The organism is Geothermobacter hydrogeniphilus (genome assembly GCF_002093115.1).
Classification (GTDB): Bacteria; Desulfobacterota; Desulfuromonadia; order Desulfuromonadales; family Geothermobacteraceae; genus Geothermobacter_A; species Geothermobacter_A hydrogeniphilus.
This window is the reverse complement of record NZ_NAAD01000010.1, coordinates 39890-65802: the sequence shown is the minus strand read 5'-3', so window position 1 is coordinate 65802 and position 25913 is coordinate 39890. Positions and strand designations below refer to the sequence as shown.

The 25913-nt window shown below is 61.7% G+C and carries 26 protein-coding genes; 11 read left to right on the top strand and 15 right to left on the bottom strand.

The window, feature by feature from the left end; all coding sequences use genetic code 11:
* Nucleotides 1-27: 27 nt before the first annotated feature.
* Complete coding sequence (locus B5V00_RS16945; protein ID WP_139800716.1) at nucleotides 28-309, bottom strand: hypothetical protein; 282 nt, start codon at nucleotides 307-309, stop codon at nucleotides 28-30.
* On the opposite strand from B5V00_RS16945, the gene asnS reads away from it, so the two are divergent.
* Nucleotides 308-1708, top strand: coding sequence for an asparagine--tRNA ligase (gene asnS, locus B5V00_RS09120; RefSeq protein ID WP_085010474.1), 1401 nt, complete (start codon nucleotides 308-310; stop codon nucleotides 1706-1708). The two genes, B5V00_RS16945 and asnS, sit on opposite strands and share 2 nt — an antisense overlap.
* Nucleotides 1709-1728: 20 nt before the next feature.
* Here asnS and B5V00_RS09115 read toward each other — a convergent pair whose 3' ends face one another.
* A complete protein-coding gene (locus B5V00_RS09115; protein ID WP_085010473.1) occupies nucleotides 1729-2475 on the bottom strand; it encodes a DUF4197 domain-containing protein in 747 nt (248 codons plus the stop codon).
* A 256-nt stretch (nucleotides 2476-2731) separates the two neighbouring features.
* Here B5V00_RS09115 and B5V00_RS09110 point away from each other — a divergent pair, with 256 nt between their 5' ends.
* From B5V00_RS09110 to B5V00_RS09100, 3 genes are all read left to right on the top strand, one after another.
* Nucleotides 2732-3583, top strand: coding sequence for a chemotaxis protein CheW (locus B5V00_RS09110; protein ID WP_085010472.1), 852 nt, complete (start codon nucleotides 2732-2734; stop codon nucleotides 3581-3583).
* 305 nt (nucleotides 3584-3888) lie between these two features.
* Nucleotides 3889-4335, top strand: coding sequence for a MarR family winged helix-turn-helix transcriptional regulator (locus tag B5V00_RS09105; RefSeq protein ID WP_085010471.1), 447 nt, complete (start codon nucleotides 3889-3891; stop codon nucleotides 4333-4335).
* Between the two features lie 52 nt (nucleotides 4336-4387).
* On the top strand, nucleotides 4388-4834 hold the full coding sequence (locus B5V00_RS09100; RefSeq protein WP_085010470.1) for a DoxX family protein: 447 nt from the start codon (nucleotides 4388-4390) through the stop codon (nucleotides 4832-4834).
* Between the two features lie 72 nt (nucleotides 4835-4906).
* On the opposite strand, the gene B5V00_RS09095 is transcribed toward B5V00_RS09100, so the two are convergent.
* Complete coding sequence (locus tag B5V00_RS09095) at nucleotides 4907-5287, bottom strand: ArsR/SmtB family transcription factor (protein ID WP_085010469.1); 381 nt, start codon at nucleotides 5285-5287, stop codon at nucleotides 4907-4909.
* A 5-nt stretch (nucleotides 5288-5292) separates the two neighbouring features.
* A complete protein-coding gene (locus B5V00_RS09090) occupies nucleotides 5293-5502 on the bottom strand; it encodes a hypothetical protein (protein ID WP_085010468.1) in 210 nt (69 codons plus the stop codon).
* Between the two features lie 127 nt (nucleotides 5503-5629).
* Here B5V00_RS09090 and B5V00_RS09085 point away from each other — a divergent pair, with 127 nt between their 5' ends.
* Nucleotides 5630-6490, top strand: coding sequence for an OmpA family protein (locus B5V00_RS09085; RefSeq protein WP_085010467.1), 861 nt, complete (start codon nucleotides 5630-5632; stop codon nucleotides 6488-6490).
* A 57-nt stretch (nucleotides 6491-6547) separates the two neighbouring features.
* On the opposite strand, the gene B5V00_RS09080 is transcribed toward B5V00_RS09085, so the two are convergent.
* From B5V00_RS09080 to ybgF, 10 genes are all read right to left on the bottom strand, one after another.
* Entirely contained in the window at nucleotides 6548-7843 is a 1296-nt protein-coding gene (locus B5V00_RS09080; RefSeq protein WP_085010466.1) for a hypothetical protein, read from the bottom strand.
* Nucleotides 7844-7895: 52 nt separating this feature from the next.
* Nucleotides 7896-8582, bottom strand: a complete 687-nt coding sequence (locus B5V00_RS09075) for a YggS family pyridoxal phosphate-dependent enzyme (RefSeq protein ID WP_085010465.1) — start codon at nucleotides 8580-8582, stop codon at nucleotides 7896-7898.
* Nucleotides 8579-9208: a Maf family protein gene (locus B5V00_RS09070; protein ID WP_085010464.1), complete on the bottom strand. Its 630-nt coding sequence runs from the start codon at nucleotides 9206-9208 to the stop codon at nucleotides 8579-8581. The genes B5V00_RS09075 and B5V00_RS09070 overlap by 4 nt, the downstream gene beginning before the upstream one ends.
* Nucleotides 9209-9303: 95 nt before the next feature.
* Nucleotides 9304-11346 (bottom strand): diguanylate cyclase, encoded by a 2043-nt coding sequence (locus tag B5V00_RS09065; RefSeq protein WP_085010463.1) that lies wholly within the window; start codon nucleotides 11344-11346, stop codon nucleotides 9304-9306.
* A gap of 172 nt (nucleotides 11347-11518) precedes the next feature.
* Nucleotides 11519-12847: a methylenetetrahydrofolate--tRNA-(uracil(54)-C(5))-methyltransferase (FADH(2)-oxidizing) TrmFO gene (gene trmFO / locus B5V00_RS09060; protein ID WP_085010462.1), complete on the bottom strand. Its 1329-nt coding sequence runs from the start codon at nucleotides 12845-12847 to the stop codon at nucleotides 11519-11521.
* A 20-nt stretch (nucleotides 12848-12867) separates the two neighbouring features.
* A complete protein-coding gene (gene topA / locus B5V00_RS09055; protein ID WP_085010461.1) occupies nucleotides 12868-15189 on the bottom strand; it encodes a type I DNA topoisomerase in 2322 nt (773 codons plus the stop codon).
* Nucleotides 15190-15270: 81 nt separating this feature from the next.
* A complete protein-coding gene (locus B5V00_RS09050; RefSeq protein ID WP_172399690.1) occupies nucleotides 15271-15741 on the bottom strand; it encodes a DUF494 family protein in 471 nt (156 codons plus the stop codon).
* Between the two features lie 36 nt (nucleotides 15742-15777).
* Nucleotides 15778-16878, bottom strand: a complete 1101-nt coding sequence (dprA, locus tag B5V00_RS09045; RefSeq protein ID WP_172399689.1) for a DNA-processing protein DprA — start codon at nucleotides 16876-16878, stop codon at nucleotides 15778-15780.
* A gap of 118 nt (nucleotides 16879-16996) precedes the next feature.
* Nucleotides 16997-18049, bottom strand: coding sequence for a LysM peptidoglycan-binding domain-containing protein (locus B5V00_RS09040; RefSeq protein ID WP_085010458.1), 1053 nt, complete (start codon nucleotides 18047-18049; stop codon nucleotides 16997-16999).
* Nucleotides 18050-18314: 265 nt separating this feature from the next.
* Nucleotides 18315-19004 carry a tol-pal system protein YbgF gene (gene ybgF / locus B5V00_RS09035; RefSeq protein ID WP_245803942.1) on the bottom strand — a complete coding sequence of 230 codons (690 nt, stop codon included), beginning with the start codon at nucleotides 19002-19004 and terminating at the stop codon, nucleotides 18315-18317.
* Between the two features lie 145 nt (nucleotides 19005-19149).
* On the opposite strand from ybgF, the gene B5V00_RS09030 reads away from it, so the two are divergent.
* Complete coding sequence (locus B5V00_RS09030; protein ID WP_085010456.1) at nucleotides 19150-20364, top strand: peptidase U32 family protein; 1215 nt, start codon at nucleotides 19150-19152, stop codon at nucleotides 20362-20364.
* Between the two features lie 179 nt (nucleotides 20365-20543).
* Here B5V00_RS09030 and B5V00_RS09025 read toward each other — a convergent pair whose 3' ends face one another.
* Nucleotides 20544-21212: a metallophosphoesterase family protein gene (locus tag B5V00_RS09025; RefSeq protein ID WP_085010455.1), complete on the bottom strand. Its 669-nt coding sequence runs from the start codon at nucleotides 21210-21212 to the stop codon at nucleotides 20544-20546.
* 138 nt (nucleotides 21213-21350) lie between these two features.
* Here B5V00_RS09025 and B5V00_RS09020 point away from each other — a divergent pair, with 138 nt between their 5' ends.
* Genes B5V00_RS09020 through nudC form a run of 5 tightly spaced genes read left to right on the top strand, consistent with a single transcriptional unit; the run spans nucleotide 21351 to nucleotide 25649 of the window.
* Nucleotides 21351-21866, top strand: a complete 516-nt coding sequence (locus tag B5V00_RS09020) for a methyltransferase family protein (protein ID WP_172399688.1) — start codon at nucleotides 21351-21353, stop codon at nucleotides 21864-21866.
* 3 nt (nucleotides 21867-21869) lie between these two features.
* Complete coding sequence (locus tag B5V00_RS09015; protein WP_085010453.1) at nucleotides 21870-22910, top strand: hypothetical protein; 1041 nt, start codon at nucleotides 21870-21872, stop codon at nucleotides 22908-22910.
* Complete coding sequence (locus tag B5V00_RS09010) at nucleotides 22900-23559, top strand: class I SAM-dependent methyltransferase (RefSeq protein ID WP_085010452.1); 660 nt, start codon at nucleotides 22900-22902, stop codon at nucleotides 23557-23559. Before B5V00_RS09015 ends, B5V00_RS09010 begins: the two co-directional genes overlap by 11 nt.
* Nucleotides 23556-24773, top strand: coding sequence for an ABC transporter permease (locus B5V00_RS09005; RefSeq protein WP_085010451.1), 1218 nt, complete (start codon nucleotides 23556-23558; stop codon nucleotides 24771-24773). Before B5V00_RS09010 ends, B5V00_RS09005 begins: the two co-directional genes overlap by 4 nt.
* A 15-nt stretch (nucleotides 24774-24788) precedes the next feature.
* Nucleotides 24789-25649 carry an NAD(+) diphosphatase gene (gene nudC / locus B5V00_RS09000; RefSeq protein ID WP_085010450.1) on the top strand — a complete coding sequence of 287 codons (861 nt, stop codon included), beginning with the start codon at nucleotides 24789-24791 and terminating at the stop codon, nucleotides 25647-25649.
* The last annotated feature ends 264 nt before the right edge of the window (nucleotides 25650-25913 follow it).

The following is a 25913-nucleotide window of genomic DNA, read 5'->3' as shown; positions in this document are numbered from 1 at the left end:
TTTCCCTGCGTGCGGACTGGCTTTGGTTCAGGAAGGAATCTTCACTGCTGGCCGGTCCGGGCCGCGCACGGTCCGGGCGGAGGGGATGCGTGCATTGGCTGTCGAGGGCAAGTCCGGTTTCAGAAAACCGGATTTTACTGTAGTATCCTTGAACTCTGCAAGGCCTGAATGAGGGTTGTGGACGGAAAATTTCTTGAGTCCGGGGGCCTGAACAGAGATAATCTGCAGCGCCAAGAAATAAGTTTGATAACAATAAACATTCGGCAGGGTTTTCTGATCTGAAATCCTGCCGGTCCAGGAGTTGTTCATGCCGACTGCAATCGACAACAGTAAGGTCCGGTCCGTCGCGGAGGTGCTGCGGCGGAATGAAGTCCAGCCCGATCTCTGCGTCCGCGGCTGGGTGCGTACCCTCCGGCGCGGCAAGGAGGTCAGTTTCATCGCTGTCAACGACGGTTCCTGTTTCGCCGCGCTGCAGGTGGTCGCCGCAACCGAGCTGCTGCAGGTCCTGCCGGACGGGCTGGGGACCGGGGCGGCCGTCGCCGTCCGCGGCAACCTGGTCGCGTCCCCGGCGGCCGGGCAGGCGTGGGAGCTGCAGGCCACCGCCATTGAGCTGATCGGTCCCACCGGCGAGGATTACCCGCTGCAGAAGAAGCGGCACAGCTTCGAGTTTCTGCGCTCCATTGCTCATCTGCGACCCCGCACCAACAGTTTCGGCGCGGTCTTCCGGGTGCGCAGCCGCCTGGCCTATGCCGTGCATCGCTTCTTCCAGGAGCGCGGCTTTCTCTACGTGCAGACGCCGATCATCACCGCCAGTGACTGCGAGGGGGCCGGTGAGCTGTTTCGGGTCACCACCCTCGACATGGAGAAGCCGCCGAAGGGGGAGAGGGGGGTCGATTACCGCCGTGACTTTTTCGGTCAGCAGGCCGGTCTGACCGTTTCCGGGCAGCTGGAGGCCGAGCTGTTCGCCACCGCTTTCTCCAATGTCTATACCTTCGGCCCGACCTTCCGCGCCGAGAATTCCAACACCAGCCGTCATGCCGCCGAGTTCTGGATGATTGAGCCGGAAATCGCTTTCTGCGACCTGGCAGGCAACTGCGACCTGGCCGAGGATTTCATGCGGGCGATGGTGACCGCGGTGCTTGAGGAGTGCCGTGAGGATCTTGATTTCTTCGATCAGCAGATCGAAAAGGGCCTGATCGCCAAGCTCGAAGCCCTGGCCCGGGCGGAGTTCGCCCGCATGAGCTACAGCGAGGCGGTGGCGGAACTGGAAAAGTCGGGAAAAACATTTGAATTTCCGGTCCGGTGGGGGGCCGACCTGCAGTCGGAACATGAGCGCTTCCTGACCGAAGAGGTGGTCGGCGGCCCGCTGTTCGTGACCGACTACCCGAAGCAGATCAAGGCCTTCTACATGCGGATGAACGACGATGACCGCACCGTGGCCGCCATGGACCTGCTGGTGCCGCGGGTCGGGGAAATCGTCGGCGGTTCGCAGCGCGAGGAACGGCTTGACCGGCTCGATGCCCGCATGGCCGAGCTGGGGATGGATGCCGCGCCGCTCTGGTGGTACCGGGATATCCGCCGCTGGGGCAGCTGCCCGCACGCCGGTTTCGGGCTCGGCTTCGAGCGGCTGCTGATGTACGTCACCGGAATGGAGAACATCCGCGATGTCATTCCCTTCCCGCGGACTCCCGGACACGCCGAATTCTGACCCGGTGCTGCCGGACGGATTCAGTTCCCGCCGCCGAACACCTTCTGCAGCAGTTCGGTGGTGCGCCGGGCCGGATCGGCGCGGATGGCGGCTTCCTCTTTGGCCAGGTAGTAGAAGATTCCGTCCAGTCCTTTCTCCACCACCCAGCCGGTCAGGTCGGCATGAATATCGGGGACGAAGGGGAGGTTGCGGTATTCACCCAGGGTGCTGTCGTAGCTGCGGATAGCACCGACTTCGGTCAAGCTGTCTGCGACCACCGGGCGCATTTCCTCGGCCAGCGGCGCCGACATTTTTCCCTTGAAATAGCGGGTCGCCGCATCCTCGGGCCCGTTGTAGATTGCCATCACGTCATCGATGGTCATCTCCCTGATGGCCTGGCTGAACAGGGCTTTCGCCTTCGGCGTGGCCGCTTCGGCGGCACGGTTGAGCTGCAGTTCGAGATCTTCGGTCATCCTGCCCATGCCGATCACCGTCAGGGCGCTGTCGACCTTTTCCAGTTCCGGCGGCAGGGGGATGTGGATGGCCTCGTCGCCGTTGAAACCGTCGGCTCTGCCGAGCTGTTCAACCACCCGCTCGCTGCCGATCCGCAAGGCTTCTTTCAGACCCGAACCGATTTCTGCTTCGGACAGCGCCGGTTTTCCTTGTGGCGCCGTTGCATTTTCCAGCAGCTTCTGCCCCTCTTCCCACCATCCTGCCGGCAGGTTTCCGGGGGTGAAGATGATACTGACGGCCAGCAGCAGGCCTGGCAACATGTTGGTGGTCGGCATGGTCGCTTCCTTTCTCCTCCGGGACCGGAAGGGGATACCAGAGAAATTCTCAGCGACCTTTCCCTGCCGGTGGAGATTGACGGCCGCCACTGGGGCGCGATCCGTATCGGTTTTGATCCGGCGTTGCTGCTGCAGTGACCTGTTTTGTGACACCATCGGGCATGATCGTCGATTCCAGCCTAAACTTTTATTCTCGGATGACGATACGGAATGGAAGGATATTCAATTGTCTGTATCTTTATCCCGGGGAGCCCTCATGTCTGTGCAAACCGCCTGTCGTCAGCAGGTTGAATTCGGCAACCAGTTGTGGATCGTGGTCAATATTGACCAGAACAGTTTTGCGATCAACGCGCTGGATGTCCATGACATGGTGGCGATGCCGCCATTGACCAGGTTGCCCGGTACCGAACAATACCTCTCTGGGACGATCAATCACCGTGGGCAGATTGTTCCCCTGGTCGACTTTCGTGTCCTGCTCGGCCGAAAGTCGATTTCCGAGACGGCCGAAAGTCTCTGCTCGCTGATTGATCAGCGGGAAAATGATCATCGCAACTGGCTTGACCAGTTGGAGCTGTCGGTCAAGGAACAGCGTGAATTCGCCCTGGCGACCGACCCGCACAAGTGCGCCTTCGGCAAGTGGTACGATTCCTACACCACCGATGACCTGGTGCTGCAGGGACTGTTGCGAAAATTCGATACGCCTCACCGAACCATCCACGCGATTGCCGAAAAGGTTAAAAAGTACGAGATCGCCGGTAAATTCGAGGCTGCTTACACCCTCATCGAGCAGACCAGGGAACACGAACTTTCCGTCATGATCGAGCTGTTTGCCGCATTCCGCCAGATTGTCAGGGAACAGACCCGCCGGCAGGTTGCCGTGATCCTGGAGCATGAGGGCGCGCAGGTGGCCTTTTCGGTCGATGCGGTGGATGCAGTCGAGGAGTTGTCCGCCGAACTGATCACCGATGCGGCGGATGTCTTCCCCGTCGAATGGAAAAACTGGATTGTCGCCATCGGCCGCCGCAGCAAGACCGACGGTCTGGCGCTGATTCTCGATCAGGAACTGTTTTTCGATCTGGCCGCCCGGGTTGACCCTTCCGACGGCTGAGAATTTGTCCTCGGGTCTCCGTCTTCCTCCGCCATGAACCCACTGATTCAGGTCAAATTCAGGGCTGTAGTCGTGTTTCTTGATCTATGTCTGAAGCCGTAGCAGCGGCCGTGGGGCAAGATCTACCTGCTTGGCGGAAGTGACATCGGCGCTGACTCGGCAAAACCAACGACGAATTCACTCCCGGCCAGGTGATGTTCGTTCATACCGGGTACTGAAATGTTTTCCGCCTGATGGTGCGGGGCTTGACAACCGCTTCATGGTGCTGATAGTTTAAATTTAAACCATTTGACATGGAACTGGCTATGGCGACGAAGTATCCGGGAACGACATCTGAACGACGGGCACTCAGTACTTATATCAATCTGTTGCGCTGCAGCGAAGTGGTTACCGCCGACACCACGCGTCATCTTGCCGCGGAAAAATTGACGGTCGGTCAGTTCGGCACCCTTGAGGCGCTTTACCATCTCGGCCCGCTTTGTCAGCGGGACATTGGCAGAAAGCTTCTCAGAAGCGGCGGCAATGTGACCACCGTGGTTGACAACCTGGAGAAGCGCGGTTTGGTTAAACGACGGCGCCAGGCGGAAGACCGGCGTTATTACAGTGTCGCGTTGACCGATTCCGGACGGGAACTGATCGCCCGCATCATGCCGCGCCAGGTCGCCGGCATTAAACAGCGTCTGGACGTTCTCAGTGCCGAAGAACAGGAGACGCTGCGGCGTCTCTGTCGCAAGCTGGGAGTCGGCGACTGAATTTTCGTTCGACAGATAGTTTGAATTTAAACTACTTTGAAAGGAAAGACAAATGTGGAAAAAATGCCTTCATACAAGCGATGATATTATCCTGCTGCTGCTCAGACTGACCCTTGGCATCGTCATCCTGCCGCACGGCTTGCAGAAGACCCTGGGCCTGTTCGGCGGTCATGGTTTTTCCGGTACTTACGGTTTCTTCACCGCCACGATGGGGCTGCCCGGCGCGGTTGCCGTGCTGGTGATCCTGGCCGAGTCCCTTGGCGCCCTGGGGCTGATCGTCGGTTTCCTGACTCGTCTCGGCGCTCTCGGGGTGGCGGCGGTGATGGCCGGAGCGATTGCCATGGTTCACTGGCAGAACGGTTTTTTCATGAACTGGTTCGGCAACCAGCAGGGCGAGGGTTTCGAGTACCACCTGCTGGCTCTCGGTATCGCCCTGGCCCTGTTGATAAAAGGCGGTGGAAGGTTGTCGATCGACCGCGCCATTGCCGGTGAAGGCTGAGTCCGCCAGGTGGAAACCTGAACCAGTGGATTCGTGGGGGCTGAAAAGTGCAGGAGGGTAGCAGAGGGCTGTTCAGCGGTAGGAGCGATCCGGCGGGACCCCGGCCGTGGGGGCCTGCCTTGCCGGTTGCGCCTGCTTGAGGTTGTCCCGCGCCTTGAAGTCCTGCTGCACCACCGGCAGGTCGTAGAGTTCCTTTTCCAGCAGGAACAGCAGCCGGCGCTGCATGTCGATGCCCGATTTGACCAGCTGATAGATGATTCTGACCCCGTCACGGCGATCATCCACCCAACCGGCGCCGCGCAGGTAGGCGAGATGGCGCGACACCGTCGACTGCGGCAGTTTCAGACTGCGGGTCAAATCGCCGACCGAAAGTTCCCCGCGCGAAAGCAGCAGCAGGATCCGTAGCCGGGTCGGGTCGGAGAGAGCCTTGAAAAAACGGGCATATTCACGCATGTCCGCTATTTTATCCGTTTATCCGGATGATGCAACCTGTTTTTGGCCTGCGCCCGGCAGGGAACGCAGTTGAGTTCTTCGTACAGCGCAATCTGCTCCGCCATCGAGAGTTTTTTGCGGCAGCCGGTTCCGCTCTTCAGGCAGAGCCGGCAACGGTCATCCGAACACCACTGGCACATGCGGCAGTCGGGGCAGGGGTGTTTTTTTTCCTTCATCTCTTCATCATAGCGGAATTCGATTTTTCATGAATTGCGGACATTTGGTGTGTTACCCTGAGGACCGTTGCCTGTCGTCCTGAAGGGTCGGTCACGGTTTGAAAATACACTGGGGAGGATTCATTTCATGTTGCGATCTTGGATACTTATCGGCTGCTGTCTAGGACTGCTGGTGCCGTCGGTCGGTTTCGGGGCGGTCAACCTGTCGGGATTCCAGGTTCATTTCGGTCTGAATTCGGCGCGGGTCAGCCCGCGCGATCGGGCGGCTGTTGCCCGACTGGCGGGTGAACTGAAGAGCCACCCCCGGACCAGGATTGCCCTCGCCGGGCACACCGACGACACCGGTTCCCACGCGCTCAACGTTCGCCTCTCTCACGATCGGGCCAGGGCGGTGAGAAATCTGCTGGTCAATGAGTACGGGATTGCCAAAGGGCGGATCGGCATCGCCTGGCTCGATTCCTCCCGACCGCTCGCCGCCAATGGCAGCGAGGCGGGACGAGCCCGCAACCGTCGGGTTGACATCGCGTTCGTGTCCACGGAGGCCTTTGCCGGGGGGGCGTCACCGCGCCCGGCGGCCGCGTCCGCCCGGAACGGTGAGTCCCGGAAGCGGGCGGTCCATCGCCAGTCTGTCGCCGTGAAATCGGCCCCGGCCCCTCGTCGGGTCGTCCCGCGGAAGGTTCTCAAGCGGGTGCCCCTGCGTTACCAGCCCGACGGTACCACGCCTGAAGGGGGGACGGAGGCGATCGCCGAACTGGCCGCGGCGCTGAAGAAGGACCCGGCGAGGAAACTGAAAATTCAGGGGGTCTCGCGCGGCACCCGGGCCGACCTGAAGTTGGCCCGCAGGCGGGTCGACGCGGTTCGCTCGCGGTTGCTCTACATCTTCAAGGTTTCGGCCCGACAGATCGAAGTCAGCTGGTTCGGCGCTGCCGAAGAGGCCACCGGGGACGCCGCCGTCGGCGTGCTGCTGCAGTTGCTGGGCACCCGCTGAAGACCGGGACCGGCACGACCGTGCCGGTCCTCGCACCTCGCACCTCGCACCTTTGAACTACCGTGGCAGCAAATGCTCAACCCTGCTCCCGAGTTTTGAGCGCTGCCGGGCAAGATAGACGGTTTCCAGGATTTCGGCCGCGATCAGCAGCATGATCGCGACGCCGATGCCGGAAAGCGGGGGCCGCAGCCAGAGGATCAGTGGCCAGAGCAGCAGGATGAAGAAACCCTTCAGCAGCGTGGAATGTCCGAGACGGGCGGTCTGCCGGGCGCCGGCGAACCAGCCGCGCAACAGGTTGGTGGTGCCGTACAGCAGCGGGAAGATGCCGCAGGCGGCCAGCGGCCAGGTGATGTAGCCGCGCAACCGGTCGGCGACGCCCAGCCAGCCGCCGAGGACGGTCGCGCTCAAAGGCCCGGCGACCAGCAGGATCAGTGCGCCCATGCCGATGGCCAGCAGCAGGTGGAAGCGGACCAGTACCGCTCTGTCTTCATCCCCGCGGACCAGGGTCAGGTAGGCCTGCTGCAGGTTGCGCATCGGGCCGGCGAGCAGGAACAGGAATCCGCGGATGACGCCGAAGGCTGCCAATGCCAGAGGCGCGTCCGGCAGGCGGCTGATGATGGCATTGATCAGCAATGGCACGGTCTGCTGCAGGCAGGAGGACCAGGCGAGGGGGAAGGCGTAGCGCAGGATGCTGCCGGTGGAATCCTCCACCGCCTCCTTGTCCCGGGGCAGGTGAACCCGCCAGGCGAACAATCCCATCAACAGGGTCTCAATCATGATACAGCCGACCAGGGCGAAGGCCCCGAGCGCGGCGCCGGAGAACCAGCTGTTTCCTAAAGTGAGCAGCAGCAACAGGAAGCCGACCCGGACCCCGGTGGCCAGAGAGACCAGGGATGTGCGGCGCGCCTGGATCACCAGCCCCTGGAAGAGGCCGCGCAGTCCGGTGAACAGGGGCAGCAGCACCAGCAGGCGAAGGGTCCTGCGGGTCTCTTCGGCGATCTGCGGCGGGGTGCTGAGGATTCTTTCCAGCACCAGGTTGCCGAGCGGCGTGAAGGCGATCAGCGACAGCATCAGGGACACGTAGGCGGCGACCAGCAGCACGAACAGCAGCACCGCCTTGAGCGATCTGCGTCCCCTGACCATGGCGATGGCGACGGTGTGGTTCTGGTAGGACGGGGAGGCGATGAAGAGATGGATCACCATCGCCACCGAAAAACCGGCCAGTGCCGTGACGTAGTCTTCCAGCCGCGCCAGGGCGCCGTTGATGACGGTGTGGGAGATGCTCATCAGCTGCACGTTGAGCAGCAGCGGAAAGAAAAACAGCGCGATGTCGCGTTGCCGCAGGCGGCCCATGATCAGCGGAGCAGACGAGCGGTTTGAATTCGGCCGGAGCAGTTCATCTCTTTTAGTCCCGCGCTCCGAAAATGGCCGTCCCGACACGGATCAGGGTCGCTCCTTCCTCGATGGCAACCTCGAAATCGTGGCTCATGCCCATGGAAAGCTCCTCCATGCGGACATCGGGCAGCCCGGCCGCTTCGATCTCGCCGGCCAACTCACGCAGCCGGCGGAAGTAGGGCCGCACCCGTTCCGGCTCCTCATCCCAGGGGGGCAGGGTCATCAGTCCGCGGATCTGCAGTCCCGGCAGCTCGCTGACCGCCCTGGCCAGTTCGAGGGCCTGGTTCTCGTCGGCTCCGCTCTTGCTCGCTTCGCGGCCGAGGTTGAACTGTAGCAGGATGTCTGCGCGCTGCCCGATCTTCTGCCACTGGCGGCTGATCTCCCGGGCCAGGGAGAGCCGGTCAACGGAGTGGATCAGCGCGGTTCTGCCACGCAGGTACTTGACCTTGTTGCTTTGCAGCCCGCCGATGAAATGCCATTCGAGCGGTTGGTCGATCTGTTCCTGCTTGTCACAGAATTCCTGGACATAGCTTTCGCCGAACAGCTTCTGGCCGGCCATGAAAGCGGCTTCGATGGCGGCGGCGGGTTTTTTCTTGCTGACGGCGACCAGCCTGACGTCACGGGAATCGCGTCCGCAGCGTCGGCAGGCGGCCTCGATCTGCTGCCGGATGTCTTTGAGGTTGGCGGCGATGGTCATGTCGTTCTCTCCGCTTGCGGAAAGGGGGTGGCGGCGCCGATCTCGGCGAGCAGGTCGAGCAGTTCGGCCAGCGGCAGACCGACGACATTGCTGTAGCTGCCTTCGATGGATCGAACCATGAACGTACCGATCCCCTGGATAGCGTAGCCGCCGGCCTTGTCAAAGGGTTCGCCGGTGGCGATGTAGCCGCTGATTTCCGCCTCCGTAAGTTGTTTGAACAAGACTTTGGTGCTGACCGCGCCGCTGTAGCATTTGCCGGAAGCGCGGTCGACCACTGCGAATCCGGACAGGACCCGGTGGCGTCGGCCGGACAGGGTGCGCAGCATGGCGGCGGCCTGTCCGGCGTCGGCCGGTTTGCCGAGAATGGCATCGTCGCGCAGGACAATGGTATCGCTGCCGATGAAATAACGTCCAGGCTGGGCGGCGCGGCCGGCGACCTCGCGGGCTTTGGCTTCACTGAGGCGGATGACGTGCTGTTCGGGGGATTCCCCGGGGATTTCGTCCTCCGGCGCGGTACTCGGGACGACGGCGAAATTCAGGCCGACCCGCTGGAGAAGCTCCCGGCGCCGCGGGGAGGCGGAAGCGAGAACCAGTTCAGGCGGCTGATCATTGTTTTTCTGCTGCATGGCGAACTCGATTCGGTGATTGGGAATGGCGATTGTAGCCGCAACCGGGCTTTCAGGCAAGATGGGAGAGGCCGGGAGGGTCCGCCCCGGTGAGATCAGATGAAAACAATGCGCTGCTGGCGCAGGGTGGGTTCGAACAGCTGAATGCGATTGCGGCCGTTGTCCTTGGCCTGGTAGAGGGCGCGGTCGGCGGCTTCAAGCAGCGCCTCGGCACTGTCACCGTCGGCCGGGTAACAGGAAATGCCGATACTGATGGTGAGACGGCCGCCGGGCAGCACCTCTTCCTGGTAAAAGGGTTCTCGTTCGATGCCGTGGCGGATGCGTTCGGCAACCATGCGGGCCGGTTCGCGCCCGGTTTCCGGCAGCAGAATACAGAACTCCTCGCCGCCGAAGCGGGTGACGGAATCCATCTCCCGGGCGGAACGACGCAGCAGATGCGAGAGTTTTTTCAGGGCCTTGTCGCCAGCCAGGTGGCCGCAGTGATCGTTGTAGTTCTTGAAGTGGTCGATATCGAGCAGCAGCACCGAAAATTCCAGCTTCTGACGTGAACTGCGGTTCAGTTCCTCGTCCAGCCGCTGGTCGAGGAAGCGTCGATTGTGCAGTCCGGTCAGACTGTCGCAGGAAGAAAGTTCCTCAAGCAGGCTGGCGCGCTCCAGGGTGCCGGCGCGCCGCACCAGGCTGCCGGCATGCTCGAGCAGCGGCTCGACCGTTTTCAGGTCGGCAACGGTGAAGGCGCTGCCGTTGTTCTTGTCGCTCAGGTTGAGGACGCCGATGATTTCATTTTCACTGCGGAAGGGCAGGCAGAGAAAGGATTGCGTCGCGAAACGAGGACGTTTGTCAATGCTGACACGTTGATCCTGTTCAATATCGTGGACCAGCATCGGGCTGCCGGTGATCACCACCCGGCCGGCGATGCCCTGCCCCTTGAGCAGTTTCATGTTGCGTGCCAGTTGGCGGTTCATGCCGATGGAGGCGACGATGGCGAGCTTTTCCCGGCGGTCGTCGAGCAGCATCAGCGAGCCCTTGCCGGCATCGAGCAGATCGGTTGCCATCTCGACCAGCCCCTGGTGGAAATGCTGGGAATTTTCCAGTTGCGCGAGACGGCTGACCATATCGAGCAGCTGCCGGGAACGCTGGCTTTCCTGCTCCCGGTTGCGGCGCCGGCGCAGACGCAGCAGTTTGCCGGCGATGCGGCTGCAGAGCAGTTCGATGATCATCAGGTCGCGTTGGGAAAGTTCGTGGTCGAAGAGAGCGAGAAAGCCGATCAGTTTATTGTCGACCAGCAGCGGCAGGCAGCTCAGGTGTTCGGCATCGAGATAGGGGAAAAGACTCTTCAGTTGTTTGCCGCGCAGCACCAGGGATCGCTCACCCTTGCGCTGCATCAGGACCCCGGAACTCTTTGCCCCCAGGCGGATGGCGGCACCGTTGTCCAGTCCGAGCAGGCCTTTGAGAATCAGTTGGCGTTTGTTGCCCTGCGGGTAGAGGATCGCGATGCGGGGGATATTGAACAGCACCGTCAGGGTTTCGCTGAGCAGTTGGATGACATCATCGACCGTTTCCGCCCGGTCGATTTCCGGACCAAGGTCGGAGATGGTATTGATGAGGTCGACGGTGCGTTCATAGACCCGGGCGTAGTAATTGTTGTCCCCGATCAGCGGCAGCACCCCGTAGATATTGTCAATTACATCCTTGACCGCGAGACGCGTGGTGCTTGGCAGCTGCTCCCACTGTTCAAGAAAATAGATGCCGTTGATCTGGCGGTCACGGATAATGGTTTCCAGGTGTTCGAGGTCGGTGGCCTGATCCCGAATGCCGCCGGCAAGCAGGTAGTGGATGTGTTGATCGCGGTCCTGGAACGGGAGCACGAAATTGAGCAATCCGCTGGAGCAGTTGAAAATACGTGCCTTGCGTTCGCTGACGGCGCGATCGATTTCCTGTTTGTAGTTCTTGTCGCAACCATCGAGACAGAGCCAGTTCTCGCCGAAGGCGCCGCACATCCGGTTTTTTTCTCCTCGAAACGCGACCAGCCCTTCCCGTTCGGAAAAAACAGCCAGGTTGTAGGGCTGCAGGAAAGAGAATTCGCGCAGGGTGTCGAGCAGTTCGACCGGGTCTGCAGTGAACAGAATATTGTCAGCCATAGCGGGTCGCAACCTGTTGAAGACAGGATACCGGTTTGCCGGTGGCAGTCGGCAGGGGACCGGAGTCAGATCAAGGCTTGACCAGTGATTCAATCACCGGCCTAAGGCTAATGATAAAGGAAAAAGGCTTGTTCAACAAGCAGTTGCCTGAAATCAGGAGAAAAAATGTTGTTCAGGAGGATCGTTCGGGGTTGATTTCGGCCCACCAGGCCCGCAGGTCCCGCAGGGCGCGTTCGGCCAGGGCAAGTCGTTTCTCACTGCGTTTGCGGATGCGTTGCGCAAGAGGGGGGAAGAGGCCGTAGTTGATGTTGGATGGCTGGAAATGGTTGTCGTCGGCATGTCGCAGATGGGCCAGCAGGGCACCGAACCCGGTTGTTTCCGGCGGCAGGGAGATCTCTTCACCGCGTGCCAGGCGGGCGGCGAAACAGCCGGCGAGGAAGCCGCAGGCGGCTGATTCGACATAGCCTTCGACGCCGGTGATCTGGCCGGCGAACAGCAGGTGTTCTGCTTCCCTGAACTGCAGGGTCGGGGTCAGGCAGCGCGGGGCGTTGAGAAATGTATTGCGATGCATGCTGCCGAGCCGGGCGAATTCGGCCTGCCGCAGTCCCGGCAGGCTGCGGAAAATCCGCCGCTGCTCGGGGTAGGTCAGCTTGGTCTGGCAGCCGACCATGTTGTAGAGCTGGCCGTGGCGGTCATCCTGGCGCAACTGCAGGACGGCGAAGGGTTCCCGACCGGTGCGCGGGTCGGGCAGGCCGACCGGTTTGAGGGGGCCGAAGGCGAGGGTCATCTCGCCCCGTTCGGCCATCTCCTCAATCGGCATGCAACCCTCGAAATGGATCAGTTTTTCAAAGTCCCGGGCCGGCACCTTCTCGGCCCGGCGCAGTTCAGTGACGAATTGCCGGTATTCGGTTTCGTTCAGGGGGCAGTTGATGTAGTCGTCCTCGCCGCGACCATAGCGCGAGGCGCGCCAGGCGACCGACATGTCAATCGATCCGGCTTCGACGATCGGGGCGATGGCATCATAGAAGTAGAGCTGCTCGGTGCCGGTCAGACGGGCAATCGAGGTGCTCAGGGCCTCCGAGGTGAGCGGTCCGCTGGCGACAATGGTCCAGCCTTCGTTCGGCAGTTCGGTTACTTCGCCGGTAACGACTTCGATCAGCGGATGGCTGCGGACGGCGGCGGTGATGGCGGCGGCGAAATCGTCGCGGGCAACGGCGAGGGCGCCTCCGGCAGGAACCGCGTGGCGGTCGGCGGTGAGGATGAAGAGGCTCCGCAGGCGGCGCATCTCCTCCTTGAGCAGGCCGACGGCGTTGCTCAACTGCGTGCCGCGCAGGCTGTTGGAACAGACCAGTTCACAGAACCGCGGGGAATGATGAGCCGGGCTCATGCGTTCCGGCTTCATTTCTTTGAGTACGACCGGCAGGCCGTGCCGCGCGATCTGCCAGGCTGCTTCGCAGCCCGCCAGACCGGCGCCGATAACAGTGATCGGATGCGTTTCCATGGGGGAGGTGAATCCGGTCCTTACCTGGCTTTTTTGGCGGCCGGCTTCTTTTTCGTTGAGACCGGTTTCTCCGGCGCCACCAGGGTTTCCTCGAAATCGCAGTTTTCCTGCGGACACCTGCGGACGGTCCCGTAACGCTTGGTGGTCTTGATCTCGGTCAGGGGCCAGCTGCACTTGGGACAGGGCTCGGCTTTAGGCGGATTCCAGAGGGCATACTTGCACTTGGGGTAACGGTTGCAGGAATAGAAGATTTTGCCGTAGCGGCTCTTCTTTTCCATCATCTCCCCTTCGCCGCATTCAGGGCAGGGAATGTCCAGGGCCTTCGGTTTGACCAGCGGCTGGATGTTTTTGCATGCGGGATAGGCGCTGCAGGCGAGGAACTTGCCGTAGCGTCCCTGTTTGATCAGCATCCTGGCACCGCACTTGTCGCAGTTCTGGTCCGAGTACTCCGGCTCTTCCGGCTCCTGCTCTGAACCGTTCTTCAACGGCTGGGTGTGGCGACAGTCGGGGAAGCCGCTGCAGGCGAGGAACTTGCCGCGCCGACCGAGCTTGATCACCAGCTCCTTGCCGCACTCGGGGCATTCCTGACCGGTTTTCTCGGTGGTGACATCATCCTTGTTGACTTCCTGCTCCTTCTGGCGCAGCAGGCTGATGAAGGGTTCCCAGAACTGCCGCAGAACCGGACGCCATTGCTGTTCGCCGCGGGAGATGGCGTCGAGATCCTCCTCCATCTTCGCGGTGAAGTCATAGTCAACATACTTTTCAAAATGCCTGGCCAGCAGGTCACTGACCACCATGCCGATGTCTTCGGGGAAGAAGGTGCGCTTTTCCAGCCGGACATACTTGCGGTTGGCCAGGGTCTGGATGATGCTGGCGTAGGTGGAGGGGCGTCCGATGCCGTTTTCCTCCAGGGTCTTGACCAGGGTTGCCTCGGTAAAGCGCGGCGGCGGCTGGGTAAAGTGCTGTTCCGGGCTGAGCTTGAGCAGGTCAAGTTTTTCCTGTTCCGCCAGCGGCGGCAGGATGCCCGATTCCTCTTCCACCGGTTCGTCCCGGCCCTCGGTGTAGAGCTGCATGAAGCCCGGGAAACGCACCACCTGACCGCTGGCGCGCAGTTGGAAGCGGTCGCCGGCGCTGATATCGACGCTGGTGGCGTCGAGGATGGCTGCGGCCATCTGTGAGGCCATGGTGCGCAGCCAGATCAACCGGTAGAGTTTGTACTGGTCGAGGCTCAGTTTGCTGCGCAGCTCTTCCGGGGTTCGCTTGAGGCTGGTCGGCCGCACCGCTTCGTGAGCTTCCTGGGCGTTCTTGGCCTTGTTGCGGAAAACGCGGGGCTTGGCCAGGGCGTATTCACGACCGAAACGTTCAGTTACCAGCTCGCGCGCTTCATCGGTCGCGACCTTCGACAGGACCACCGAGTCGGTTCGCATGTAGGTGATCAGGCCGATGGCCCCTTCACCGATATCGATCCCCTCGTACAGCTTCTGGGCAACCTGCATGGTCTTGCGGGCCGAGAAGCCGAGTTTGCGGCTCGCCTCCTGCTGCAGGGTGCTGGTGGTGAAGGGGGGGGAAGGGTTGCGTTTTTTCTGTTTGACCTGCAGCCCGGCCACCCGGTAGCTCTGTTGTTTCAGTTCAGAGACCAGTTCTTTGGCCTGCTGTTCGTTGCCGATGGCCAGCTTGGTCAGCTTCTTGCCGTCGATGGCGGCCAGCCTGGCCTTGAACGGCTTTCCGGCGTCGCTGTTCAGGTCGGCTTCGATGGTCCAGTATTCATCGCTTTTGAAGGCGTTGATCTCTTTTTCCCGCTCACAGATCAGTCGCAATGCGACCGATTGCACGCGCCCCGCGGAGAGGCCGTAGCGGATTTTCTTCCACAGGAAGGGGGAGAGATTGAAGCCGACCAGGTAGTCGAGGATGGAACGCGCCTGTTGGGCATCGACCAGTTCACGCGAGATTTCGCCCGGTTCGGCCAGGGCCTGCTGGATGGCGCCTCTGGTGATTTCGTGAAAAGTGACCCGTTTGACCACCGGCTTGCGCTTTTGCGGATCGATGCCGAGGGCCTGCAGCAGGTGCCAGGCGATCGCCTCTCCTTCGCGGTCGGGGTCAGTCGCGAGAATCAGTTCATCGACGCCCTTGAGTTCCTTCTTCAGGGTACTGATGTGCTTGCTGCTCTCCGGCAGAACGTGGTAGCGCGGTTCGAAGTCGTTGTCGACATCGACCGATCCCTGCTTGCTCGGCAGGGCGCGAACATGCCCGTAGGATGCCAGTACCTTGTAGCCCGCACCGAGGAACTTCTCGATGGTTTTGGCTTTGGCGGGGGATTCAACTATAACGAGGGTCTTGGCCATGATGATCTCTGTGTGTTGTGGCGGTCTCGCGAGCCGGAAGCAAAAAGGCTGCGGTATCATCCGCAGCCGGCTGTCGTCAGGTCAATGATAGAGTCGCGACCAGTCGTCTTCCATGAAGCAGTCGACTTCCCTTTGCCAGTTGGCCTGGGAACGGCTGAAGAGGGTCAGGGCGGTGAGTGCCTTGATTTCCTTGAGGCTGACCTCGTCTTCGCTCAACTGCACGGCTTTGTCAATGATCTCTTCCTGCAGGTCGTCGTTGAGGATGCCGAGAGCCCGCAGCCGAACCAGGAAACCGCGGGCTTCGCAGGAGAGCTGTTGGGTCTCTTCACCGGTAAAGACGCGGTAGGTCGGCTCGCTCAGGCCGAGGTCGCCGGACCGTCTTTCATCGACAAATGAAAGTCGCTCCATCCAGCTGAAGGCCGCATCAATCTCCTCGGCTTCGAACCCTTCCTCGAGCAGTTGCTCGACGATGTCACGTTCGTTGAAGAGTTCGGGCTCTTCCATGACATACTGGGCGATTAGACTGACAATAGCCAGGACACGGTCCCGCACAGGCGTTTCTTGCTCCATCGGTTGGCCGCGCCTGGCTCAGCGGGCGCGGATGTAATGACCGCCGGGCAGCTGGGTTGCGTGTCCGGACAGTTCTAGGTGCAGTAAACTATCGGAAAGCTCCATGGGTGTCAAGCCACTTGTCCGCAGCAGCTGGTCACGATGAATCGGATTAAAACTCAGCAGTTTCAATAGCTTGTGCTGATGCTCCGGCAACTCCGGAAGATCCTCTCCCGTTCGGGGAGAACTTTCGCCGGATCGGACATGGGGCCAGAGAACCTCAAGAATGTCGCGGCTGTCGGTCACCACGTGGGCCCCGTCCTTGAGCAGCTGGTTGACGCCGTTGCTGGTTGCCGACCGCACCTGGTTGGGGACGGCGAAGACCTCCCGTCCCGATTCGAGGGCAAAGTCGACGGTCAGCAGCGAGCCGCTGCCGGTGGCCGCCTCGACCACCAGAACGCCGCGGCAGAGGCCGCTGATGATGCGGTTGCGGCCCGGGAAATGCCCGGCCAAAGGTTCCGTCCCGGGCGGGTATTCCGAGAGAACGGCCCCCTGCTCGGCGATCTGCTGGAACAGGGCATCGTTTTCCGGGGGGTAGACGCGGTCGATGCCGCAGCCGAGGACGGCGATGGTCCGTCCTCCGACCGCCAGGGCGCCGCGATGGGCGGCGGTGTCGATGCCGCGCGCCAGGCCGCTGACAATGCAGATTCCGGCGGCCGCCAGTTCGGAAGCGATCTGTTCCGTAAAGCGTCGACCGGGCCCTGTGGCCTTGCGTGAGCCGACCACCGCCAGGGCGGCCTCGTCGCTGTTCAGTTGCCCGCGAAGGTAAAGCAGCGCCGGTGGGTCGGCGATGGTACGCAGAGCCGCCGGGTAGCGATGCCGGTCCCAGTAGGAAACCAGTTCCACGTTGAGAGATTCAAGCTGTTCCAGGGTGGCTTCAAGGCGGCGGGTATTGTCGACCTGCTGTCGCGCCGGGCTCAGGTCACGGCGCAGTCCCGCGACCGTACGCCACTCGGCCGGGTCGGCGGCCAGGGCGGCGGCCGGTGTGCCGTAACAGCGCATCAGTTTGAACAGTCCCTGTCTGCCGAGTCCGGCAATCAGGTGCAGCCGCAGCCAGTCCTCGTTGCTGCCAATATCCATCGGCGTCTCCATCCATAGAGGGCCGAAACCTTCCAGGTTCGGGCAATAGCGGAAAAAAAGGATTGAGGCCTGGCGGCTTCAACCCTTTTTTGCAAAACGCAGTACAAATGTCCGGCGCCTACTCGGTAACCGTGGTCACCTTGTCGCCGCGCAGCAGGGTCTCCACGCTCTTGAGGACCAGGGCCGAGGAGGTGTGCTCCTCGGTGGTCAGAACCACCGCCGCCCCGAGCAGAACATCAGGAAGTTCGACCTCGGTTTTATTGACAATGAATTCGGATGGCTTGCGCTTGCGGCTGATGTTGACCATGTTGCCGATCTGTAGCCCGTCGGCGGTGCCGAGATCGAGATAGATGATGTCGTGCTGGCCGATACCGATCTTGTTCTCCTTGGCCGAGATGATGACACCTTCAATCGGCTTGTCGGAGCGTTTGAGTTCAACCTCAAGTAACGGTGCGCTGAAGGGAATCAGCAGGTTGGAGCGATGGATTTCCCGGTTGGAGCTGATGATGCGGGCGGTTGCCACCGAATTGTTGACGCTGACCACTTCCAGTGCCCCGGTTTCGGCGATCTGGCGTCCGACCGGTTCTCCGGTGATCGGGTGAAGAACCTCCCTGCCGACTTCAACCAGGGAGAAGGTGTCGCCCGGGTGGGTGTCGGCGAGGTTTTTCATGTCGCAGAAAACGGTGTCGCCGGCGGCCATCATCAGGCGGTTGTCGGTGGCGTCGATGAGGGTGCCGGCATTGTCGATCTGATCGAGGCTGACGAAGCCCTCGGCACCACCCATGGTGCGGATGGTGATGGCTTCCTGGACTTCAGGCAGCGGTTGGCTTGCCCGGGCTGTGGTCGCGGTCGGCTCCGCCGGTGTTTCCTTCTTCTCGGCGGGTTGGGTCGCGGGCTGTTCCGGTTCAGGGAATTCGGGAACCAGTTCGATTCTGCCGTCGTAGATGGCGACCTTCTGTCCCGGGTAGATCAGGTGCGGATTGGTGATGAAGGGATTGTTGGACCAGAGGTTGGGCCAGTAGTAGGGGTCCTTGATGAAACGTTGGGAAATGCCCCACAGGGTATCGCCCTTTTTTATCACGTAGGTGCGGGTGGCCGGGCTCCCGCCGGCGGCGGCCAGAGCCGGCAGCAGAAGCAGCAGAGACAGAATCAACAGTAGCGATTTTTTCATGCAAACCCCCTTGAATGCCTGTCCTTGAAGAGGAATGGACCAAAGCAAGTGATCAGATCGGTCAAATTGTTGATGGCGTCGCAAAAACTCACCAGCTGCTGCGTTGCTGCGCTTGCCTCGCTGCTTCGACGTACGTAAGTACGCCTCATTGCTCGACAATCGCGCGCCTTGCTGCCGGCGCTTTTTGCTTAGCCAACACTCTTGATGCTTTTTTGCGAAAGCATCAAGAGTTGTCGTCGCAACGGGGTTTCGTCCGCCGTGTTGGTCAGCGGGTGCCGGCCTTGCGGGCGGCGGCACTGTCCGGATAATCCGTCAGCAGCTGTTGCAGGGTCTGTTCGGCCATGATCGGTCGGTCCAGTTCCCGGTAAACAGCGACCATGCGCAACAGGGCGTCCGGCGCCTTTTTGCCGGATGGGTCGATCGAGACGACTTTTGCAAATTCGTCGACGGCCCGTTTCAGCAGATGCTTCCGATAATAGCATTCTCCAAGCCAGAACTGCGCGTTGCCGGCAAAGGGATTGCGCGGGTAAAGATCAAGAAACTGGCGAAAGTCATCAGTGGCCTCGGCGTAACGGCCTGCCGCGTAAGCGGAAAAGGCGCGCAGGTAGAGGGCGGTCGGCGTCTGCCCGTTGCCGGTGTCGTCCGTCGTCTGCCGGGGAGTCGGTTGCGGCTTTGATTCCGTGATTTGACCGTCCCCGGTGCCCATTTCGGTGCTGTTTCGGGGTTGATCGAGTTGCTGCCGCTGCTTGTCGAGTTGATTCTCAACTCGGGCCAAACGGTTCTCCAGCTCTGTCAGCCGGTTCTGCAGATTTGACTGCAGTTGTCGTATCTGGTCAATGTCCGTCGCCGGGACGGCGGTCGGAGCAACGCCCGTCGCGGGGGCGCAGGCGGTCAGCAGCAAAAGAGGTAGAAAATAACGCAGGCGCAACATCAACTGAAAGCTGTCCGGGATCACCGGCAACTATCCTCCCTTAATCAAAATTCACTAAAAACTATAGGCTTTTATGAGTCTTGTCAAGCAACAAGGGTGCCATAAACGGGACGGGCTGTGGTAAGCTTTGTCCCGGTGGATAGTATTCAGATTCAAGGGACATGAGGGAATGAAGAAGATTGAACTGCTGGCGCCGGCCGGCGATCCGCAGAAGTTGGCCAGCGCCATCTATTTCGGCGCCGATGCCGTGTATCTCGGCGGCCCCGGATACGGTCTCAGGTCACAGGCCGGGAATTTCGACCTTGATCAGTTGCGTCAGGCCCGTCGGCTTTGTTCCGAGCATGGCGTGCGACTTTACCTGACGCTCAACGCCACTCCGCGGACCGGCGAATGGCCGCACCTGCAGGCCTATCTCGAAGAATTGCGTCCCCTCGACCTGGATGCCTATATCGTCGCTGATCCGGGGGTGCTGGCTCTGGTCCGGCAGCTCGATCCGCGGCGCGAGATTCATCTGTCGACCCAGGCCAATACCGCCAATGCCGCCGCCGTTCGTTTCTGGCAGGCTGCGGGAGTCAGCCGGGTCAATCTGGCGCGCGAGTTGTCGCTCGACGACATCCGCGCCATCCGCGCCGGAACCGACCTTGAACTGGAGGCCTTTGTCCATGGTGCCATGTGCGTCGCTTGGTCGGGACGTTGTCTGCTGTCAGCGGCGCTGACCGGGCGCAGCGCCAATCGCGGCGCCTGTGCCCAGCCCTGCCGCTGGTCCTACCGGCTGGAGGAGGAACTGCGGCCGGGCGAATATCACACGATCGAAGAGGATGAGCGGGGAACCTATCTGTTCAACAGCCGCGATCTGCGGCTGGTTGAGCATCTGCCGGTGCTGCTGGCTGCTGGAGTGGACAGCCTGAAGATCGAGGGACGGATGAAGAGCCGTTACTACGTTGCGGCGGTGACCCGCGTCTACCGCCGGGCGCTGGATGCCTGGCAGGCCGATCCGGAGGGCTGGCACTGCGATCCGCTCTGGCTGGAGGAGCTGGACAAGGTCAGTCATCGTCCCTACGACAGCGGCTTTCTCTTTGCCCGCGAAGACCCGGTGGTCGAAGCGGGGGAGAGCCGCTACCGGCGGGCCTGCGATTTCGTCGCCGTGGTGTTGTCGGCTGACCCGAACGGGCGTGCCCTGGTGGAGGGCCGCAACCGGTTCCGGGTCGGGGAGCAGATCGAGGTAATCGGTCCACGGATGCGGCAGCAGACCCTGGTACTGGAGCGGATCGAGACCGAGGACGGCGAATCCCTGTCCGCGGCCCACGCCAATTTCCGGGTGTGGCTGCAGCTGCCGGCCGGAACCGCCGCCGGCGATCTGCTGCGGAGACCGGTGGCGGGGTAGGACTTCAGCAGGCTGATGAAAAGCCCATCTGCGGCGTTGCCCTCATCCCTGCGTCAATGACGTACCTTCCGGTACGCCTTATCCCGCAGAGCTGAGGGCGTCTTGCATCTGGACATTTTTGATCAGCCCGGATAGTCCGACTCCTGGGGACCGTGACTTTTTCAACCCCCTGCCAGGTCTCAACCGGCGGTCCAGATTTTTCGGGTCAGGACATCGCAGCAACTCAACTGCCGTCCATAGACGGCTCCGGTATCGAGACCGATGCGGTTTGTTGTCAGGATCGGGCTGGTCTGCGGCGTGTGGCCGAAAACCACGGTTTTTCCCCAGTCGTAGTCGCTGTCGAGGAATTCGGAGCGGATCCAGAGCAGATCCGCCTCGCTCTGCCGGTCGCTCGGAATTCCCGGTCGCAGGCCGGCGTGAACGAAGATGAAATCCTCCGTTTCGTAACGGTTGCGCAGGGCGATAAAGAAGTCGAGATGCTCTTTGGGGATGCTGAGCTGACCTGCCGTCCGGTAATTCTCCAGGGTACGGCCGCCACCGTTGGCCAGAAAATCGAGAGCTTCATCGTTGCCGGCCAGGTAGGCGAGCAGCATCTGTTCGTGGTTGCCCTTGAGAAAGACGGTCTGCGGGAAGGCCTGTCGCAGTGCCAGCAGCTGTTCGATGACCCGGCGGCTGCCGCTGCCGCGGTCGATGTAGTCTCCGAGAAAGACCAGCTGGTCGTGCTCCGTCGGTTCCACCTGCGCCAGCAGTTCACGTAGCAGCTGATCGCAGCCATGGATATCACCGACGGCCAGCAGCCTGCCGGGACGTTGATTCGCTGTGGACGGGTTGCGGAGCCGGTATCCCATGCTGCAAGCATACCCGGTCGTAACAGGATACACCACCGGAGCAGTTGACAAATGCAGGGGGTGCAGACCACAATCCCCCCGTTTATGGGCCGACTTGAGTCGGCCTGGTGGTGTCCGCTCCGCGTGAAAGGCGCTGATATGGGATACTGGAAGAAAGAGATTTTCTCCTTCCAGCTGCGGGCTGCTCTGCTTTACTGGCTGTGGCTGCCGGCGGCGGTTATCGGTGGCGGCCTGCTGTTCGATTGGCTGCTGGGCTGGGCGCGCTGGCCGTACCGGTCCGCGACACTGATCGCCGCCGCTCTGCTGGTCGCCTGCGGCATCTGGATTGTCGGTCGGGCGACCCATGATTTTGCCCGCTGGGGTGAGGGGACCCCGGCCCCGCAGGCGCCGCCGAAAAGACTGGTGACCGAGGGTATCTACGCCTGGTGTCGGCACCCGATGTGGTTCGGTTACGACCTCGCCGCCCTGGGGGTCGTTCTCGGTTGCCGCTCATGGGGGATGCTGCTGTTTTCTTATCCGCTGTTTATCGTTCTGCAGCTGCGATTCCTGCGCCGGCGGGAGGAACACCTGCTGGTGAAGCGCTTCAGGGACGACTACCTCAACTATCGCGACCGGGTGCCGCTGCTGATTCCCCGGCCGCCCGGACATGGCTGACTTATGACCCTGCTGAATCTGCGCCATCTGCTCCCCTCGGTTCGTGAGCATCGCGAGGTGGAGAAAAAAGTTCTGCTCCTGCTGGAGGAAACCCTTGAGCAGGGTTACCTGAAACCGACCCGCCTGCCGGTCAACCCGTTGCGGTATGCCCAGCGCAATGTCTTCTCCATTCTTTTTCTGGCGATTTACCAGGCGATCGGCATTCCCGCGGAACGGCGCCTGCTCTATGGTGTCATCAATCACGCGATCCGCGGCATTGTCACCGGTACCGACAACCTGCTCGATGATGAGTACAAGGAAATGCTGCCGCTCAAATTTCCCGAGCAGGCGACCCGTTTCAAAAGCGTGATGCATATCCTGCTGTTTGACCGCTTCCTGTTTCGGGTCATGGATGAGGCGGTGCTGCAGGGGATGCTGGATGCGGAACAGCGTCAGCTGGTTCAGCAGAAGATCTTCCAGGCGATGGTGCCGATCGGCGGGGAGGAAGCGACCGAAGAGGGGGGCGTTCATGATATCCTCAGCCCGGAGGCGATTCTCGAATCGGTCCATGTCCACAAGGGGGGCAACCTGCTGCGGCTCGCCTTCGTCGCGCCGCGGATGATCGAAAAGGACTGTTTTTCGGCGCTTGAAGAGGCAGATCAGGGGATTTTCCGCATCGGCATGGCCCTGCAGGTCATCGATGATCTGACCGATTTTTACCAGGATATCGTTGATCGGCGGCACAACTACCTGGTCTCTTCGGTCCGTTTCGAGGGAACCGCGGTCGAGCGGCAGCGCCTGGAGGAACTGCTGACCGGCGCCGAGGGTACGCAGCCGGTGGAAGGGGCCTTCCGCGAGTCGGTGGAGCGGGTCATGCACCGGGCTGTCGGCGAAGCCCTGGCCGGGTTCGCCCAGCTGGAAAAAGCCGGCTTCTGGCTCGGCAACAGGGACGCGCTGCGGCTGATCCGTTACCTTTTCCGGTTGCGTGGTGTGGGGAAGCTGCTTTCCCTGTGGCCTGCCGACAACTGTTTCGTGATGACCCTGGAGGCCGGCGATGACCCATGAACCGAAAACCAGGGGGCGTGATCTCGACCATGTCGCCTGGCTCTATGATCCGATCATCGAGGGGCTCTCCTTCGGCCGGGAACGCCGGTTCCGGGAAAAAACCCTCGATTACATGGAGTTCGGTCCCGGAGACCGGATCCTCGATGTCGGCTGCGGCACCGGCAGTCTGACGCTGCTGGTGGCCGGACGGCTGCAGGCTCCCGGGGAGGCGGTCGGTATCGACGCGGCGCCGAAGATGATCGAGATCGCCCGCCGCAAGGCGGCGGCCGCCGGAGTCCCGGCCCGTTTTTATCCCGGTGTGGCCGAAGCGCTTGACTTTCCCGATGCCAGTTTCGACCTGGTGGTCAATTCGATGTTTACCCACCACATCGACACCGGGCTGAAGAAACGCGCCTTTGCCGAGATGGAGCGGGTTCTCAAGCCGGGTGGAACGCTGGTGACGGCCGATGTCGATCGGCCCACCACTCCGGTCGGCTGGTTGATGGGCTGGGGGGCGCGCTGGGTCCTGGTGCAGAAGGAGCTGGTCGACAACCTGCGCGGCGACCTGCCTGACCTGATGCGGGGAGCCGGCCTGCTCGATGTGCGCCGGGTCGACCATGTCTACGGTCTGGTCTCCTTCTTTACCGCCTGCAAGGCGGAGGCGGCATGAACGGCCCGTTGTTCTGGCGGCTGGCGGCGCGCAACGTCCGTCGCAACCTGCGCCGGTCGCTGCTGACGGTGGCGGCCATCGCCTTCGGCCTTTTCTGCCTGATCCTCTTTCAGTCCCTTAAGGCGGGACTGCACCATGAAATGGTCGCCAGTACCGTTCAGCTCGATACCGGTTCCTTTCAGATTCATGCGGCCGGCTATCGCCCCAACCGGATGACCCTGAGTCCCTTGCCGGCTTTGCCTGAGCTGTTGCGGAAGCTCGATCGCCTCGGCCTGGTCTATGCTCCGCGCCTCAAGGCGCCGGCACTGGTGATCGGGCCGGGGGGAAGCGCTTCGGTGCTGCTCTCCGGCGTGGACCCCGAACGGGAAGCACGGCTGACCATCATCGCCTCCCGCCTGCAGTCCGGAAGCTACCTCGGCGGGCGGGATGAACTGCTGATCGGCGCCGAACTGGCCACGGCTCTCGGGGTCGGCGTCGGTGATGAACTGAAACTGATGGTTCGCTCGCTGCTCGGCAGCCCGGCGGCCAAAAGGTTCAAGGTCGGCGGGATTTTTCGTACGGACCTGGCGGGCTTCAATCGCGGTCAGTTGTTCCTGACGTTGTCGGCGACCCGGGCGTTGCTCCGGGCTGACGGCCTGGTGAGTGAGATCGCGGTGTGGGTCCCGTCCGGGGAAGAACAGCAACAGATCGCGCGCCTTGCGGCGGTTCTCGATTCCGATCGTTACCGGGTTGACAGCTGGGATCGCATCGCCCCCGATGTCAGCCAGTTGATCGAGTTGAATGACGGCACCATGCGGTTGCTGGTGCTGATCGTTTTTTTCATCGTTGCCCTCGGCATCACCAACACCATGACCATGACCGTCTTTGAACGCTATCGGGAGTTCGGTATCCTGGCGGCCCTCGGCATGCGGCCCGCCGGGATTGTCCGACTGGTGGTTGCCGAGTCCCTGCTGCTGGGTCTCTGTGGTGCCCTGGTGGGTGGTCTGGCCGGTTGGGCCGGAGCGTCCTGGTTCGCGGTGCATGGCCTTGACCTGACCGCCCTGACCAGTTCAAACCGCTACTTTGCCACCAGCCACGTTCTGCACGCGCTGCTGCGGCCGGGAGATTTCTGGCTGGCCAACCTGGTGACCTTGTTGACCGGGTTGCTGGCAGGTCTCTACCCGGCCTGGAAGGCATCGCGGCTGCATCCGGTCGAGGCATTGCGACAGAACTGAACCGGAGTCCCTCTCATGTTGCCTGACAGCTACTCCTCGCCTCTGCACCTGCCTTTCAACCGTACCCGTCTTGCGGGTTGTTTCAATTTGCTGACGCCGGATGTCGATCCCGGCGGGGACGGGGTGCTGCTGGCCCTGCAGGGTCCGAACCTGGTCTTTGCCGGTTCGCCGGAGCAGCCGCTGCTGCCTGCGACCACCTCGGCACTGCCGCCTGGTAAGGGACGGGATCTCTTCCTCGGCCTCTGGCAGGGGCAGCCGCTGCGGTTGCGTATCCTGTCGCGGGAGCTGAGCCTGCCGCCGGGAATGAGTGCCGCCGGGCTGACCACGGGCAGACCGCACCTGCCGCTGGAAATGCTCAGCCTCGGCGGTCTTGGCCTGCAGCTCAACCACTGGGAGCGAAACAGCCGCTGCTGTGCCCGCTGCGGCGGGGTGCTGGAGCGGCTGCCGGGAGAATGGGGGAAAAGCTGCCGGGGATGCGGCAGCACACATTTTCCGCATATCCATCCCTGCATTATCGTCATCGTGCAGCGTCCCGGCGAGGTGCTGCTGACCCGCAAGGCCGACTGGGCGCCCAATCGCTACAGCCTGGTGGCCGGTTTTGTCGATGTCTCCGAATGCCTGGAGGAAACCGTGGCGCGCGAGGTACGCGAGGAAACCGGGGTGGAAATTGCCGATATCCGTTACATCGGCAGCCAGGCCTGGCCCTTCCCGAGCCAATTGATGGTCGGCTTTCGGGCCGAATATGTCAGCGGAGAGATCCGGGTCGAGGAGAAGGAACTGGAGGACGCGCGCTGGTTCGCTCTCGACGCGCTGCCCGATCTGCCGCCGCGGCGCTCCATCGCCCGATACCTGCTCGACACCTGCCTGGGGCGGTAGCGGGCTGATGAAAAGCACCCGTCTGCTGCGTTGTCCTCCCCCCCGCGTCAACGACGTACCTTTCGGTACTCCTTATTCCGCGGGGGGCGGACGCCTTGCATCCGGGCACTTTTGATCAGCCCTGGAACGGTGTACGGGGACAGTCCCTTTAAGGAGAGGGACTGTCCCCCTCGAACTTCGAAGGAGCTGACCCAAGAGGCGAGAACAGGCTCGTTCGCATCTCGGGGTTTTGCTTGTTCGAACTTCAAGGTTTTGTTCTGCTTA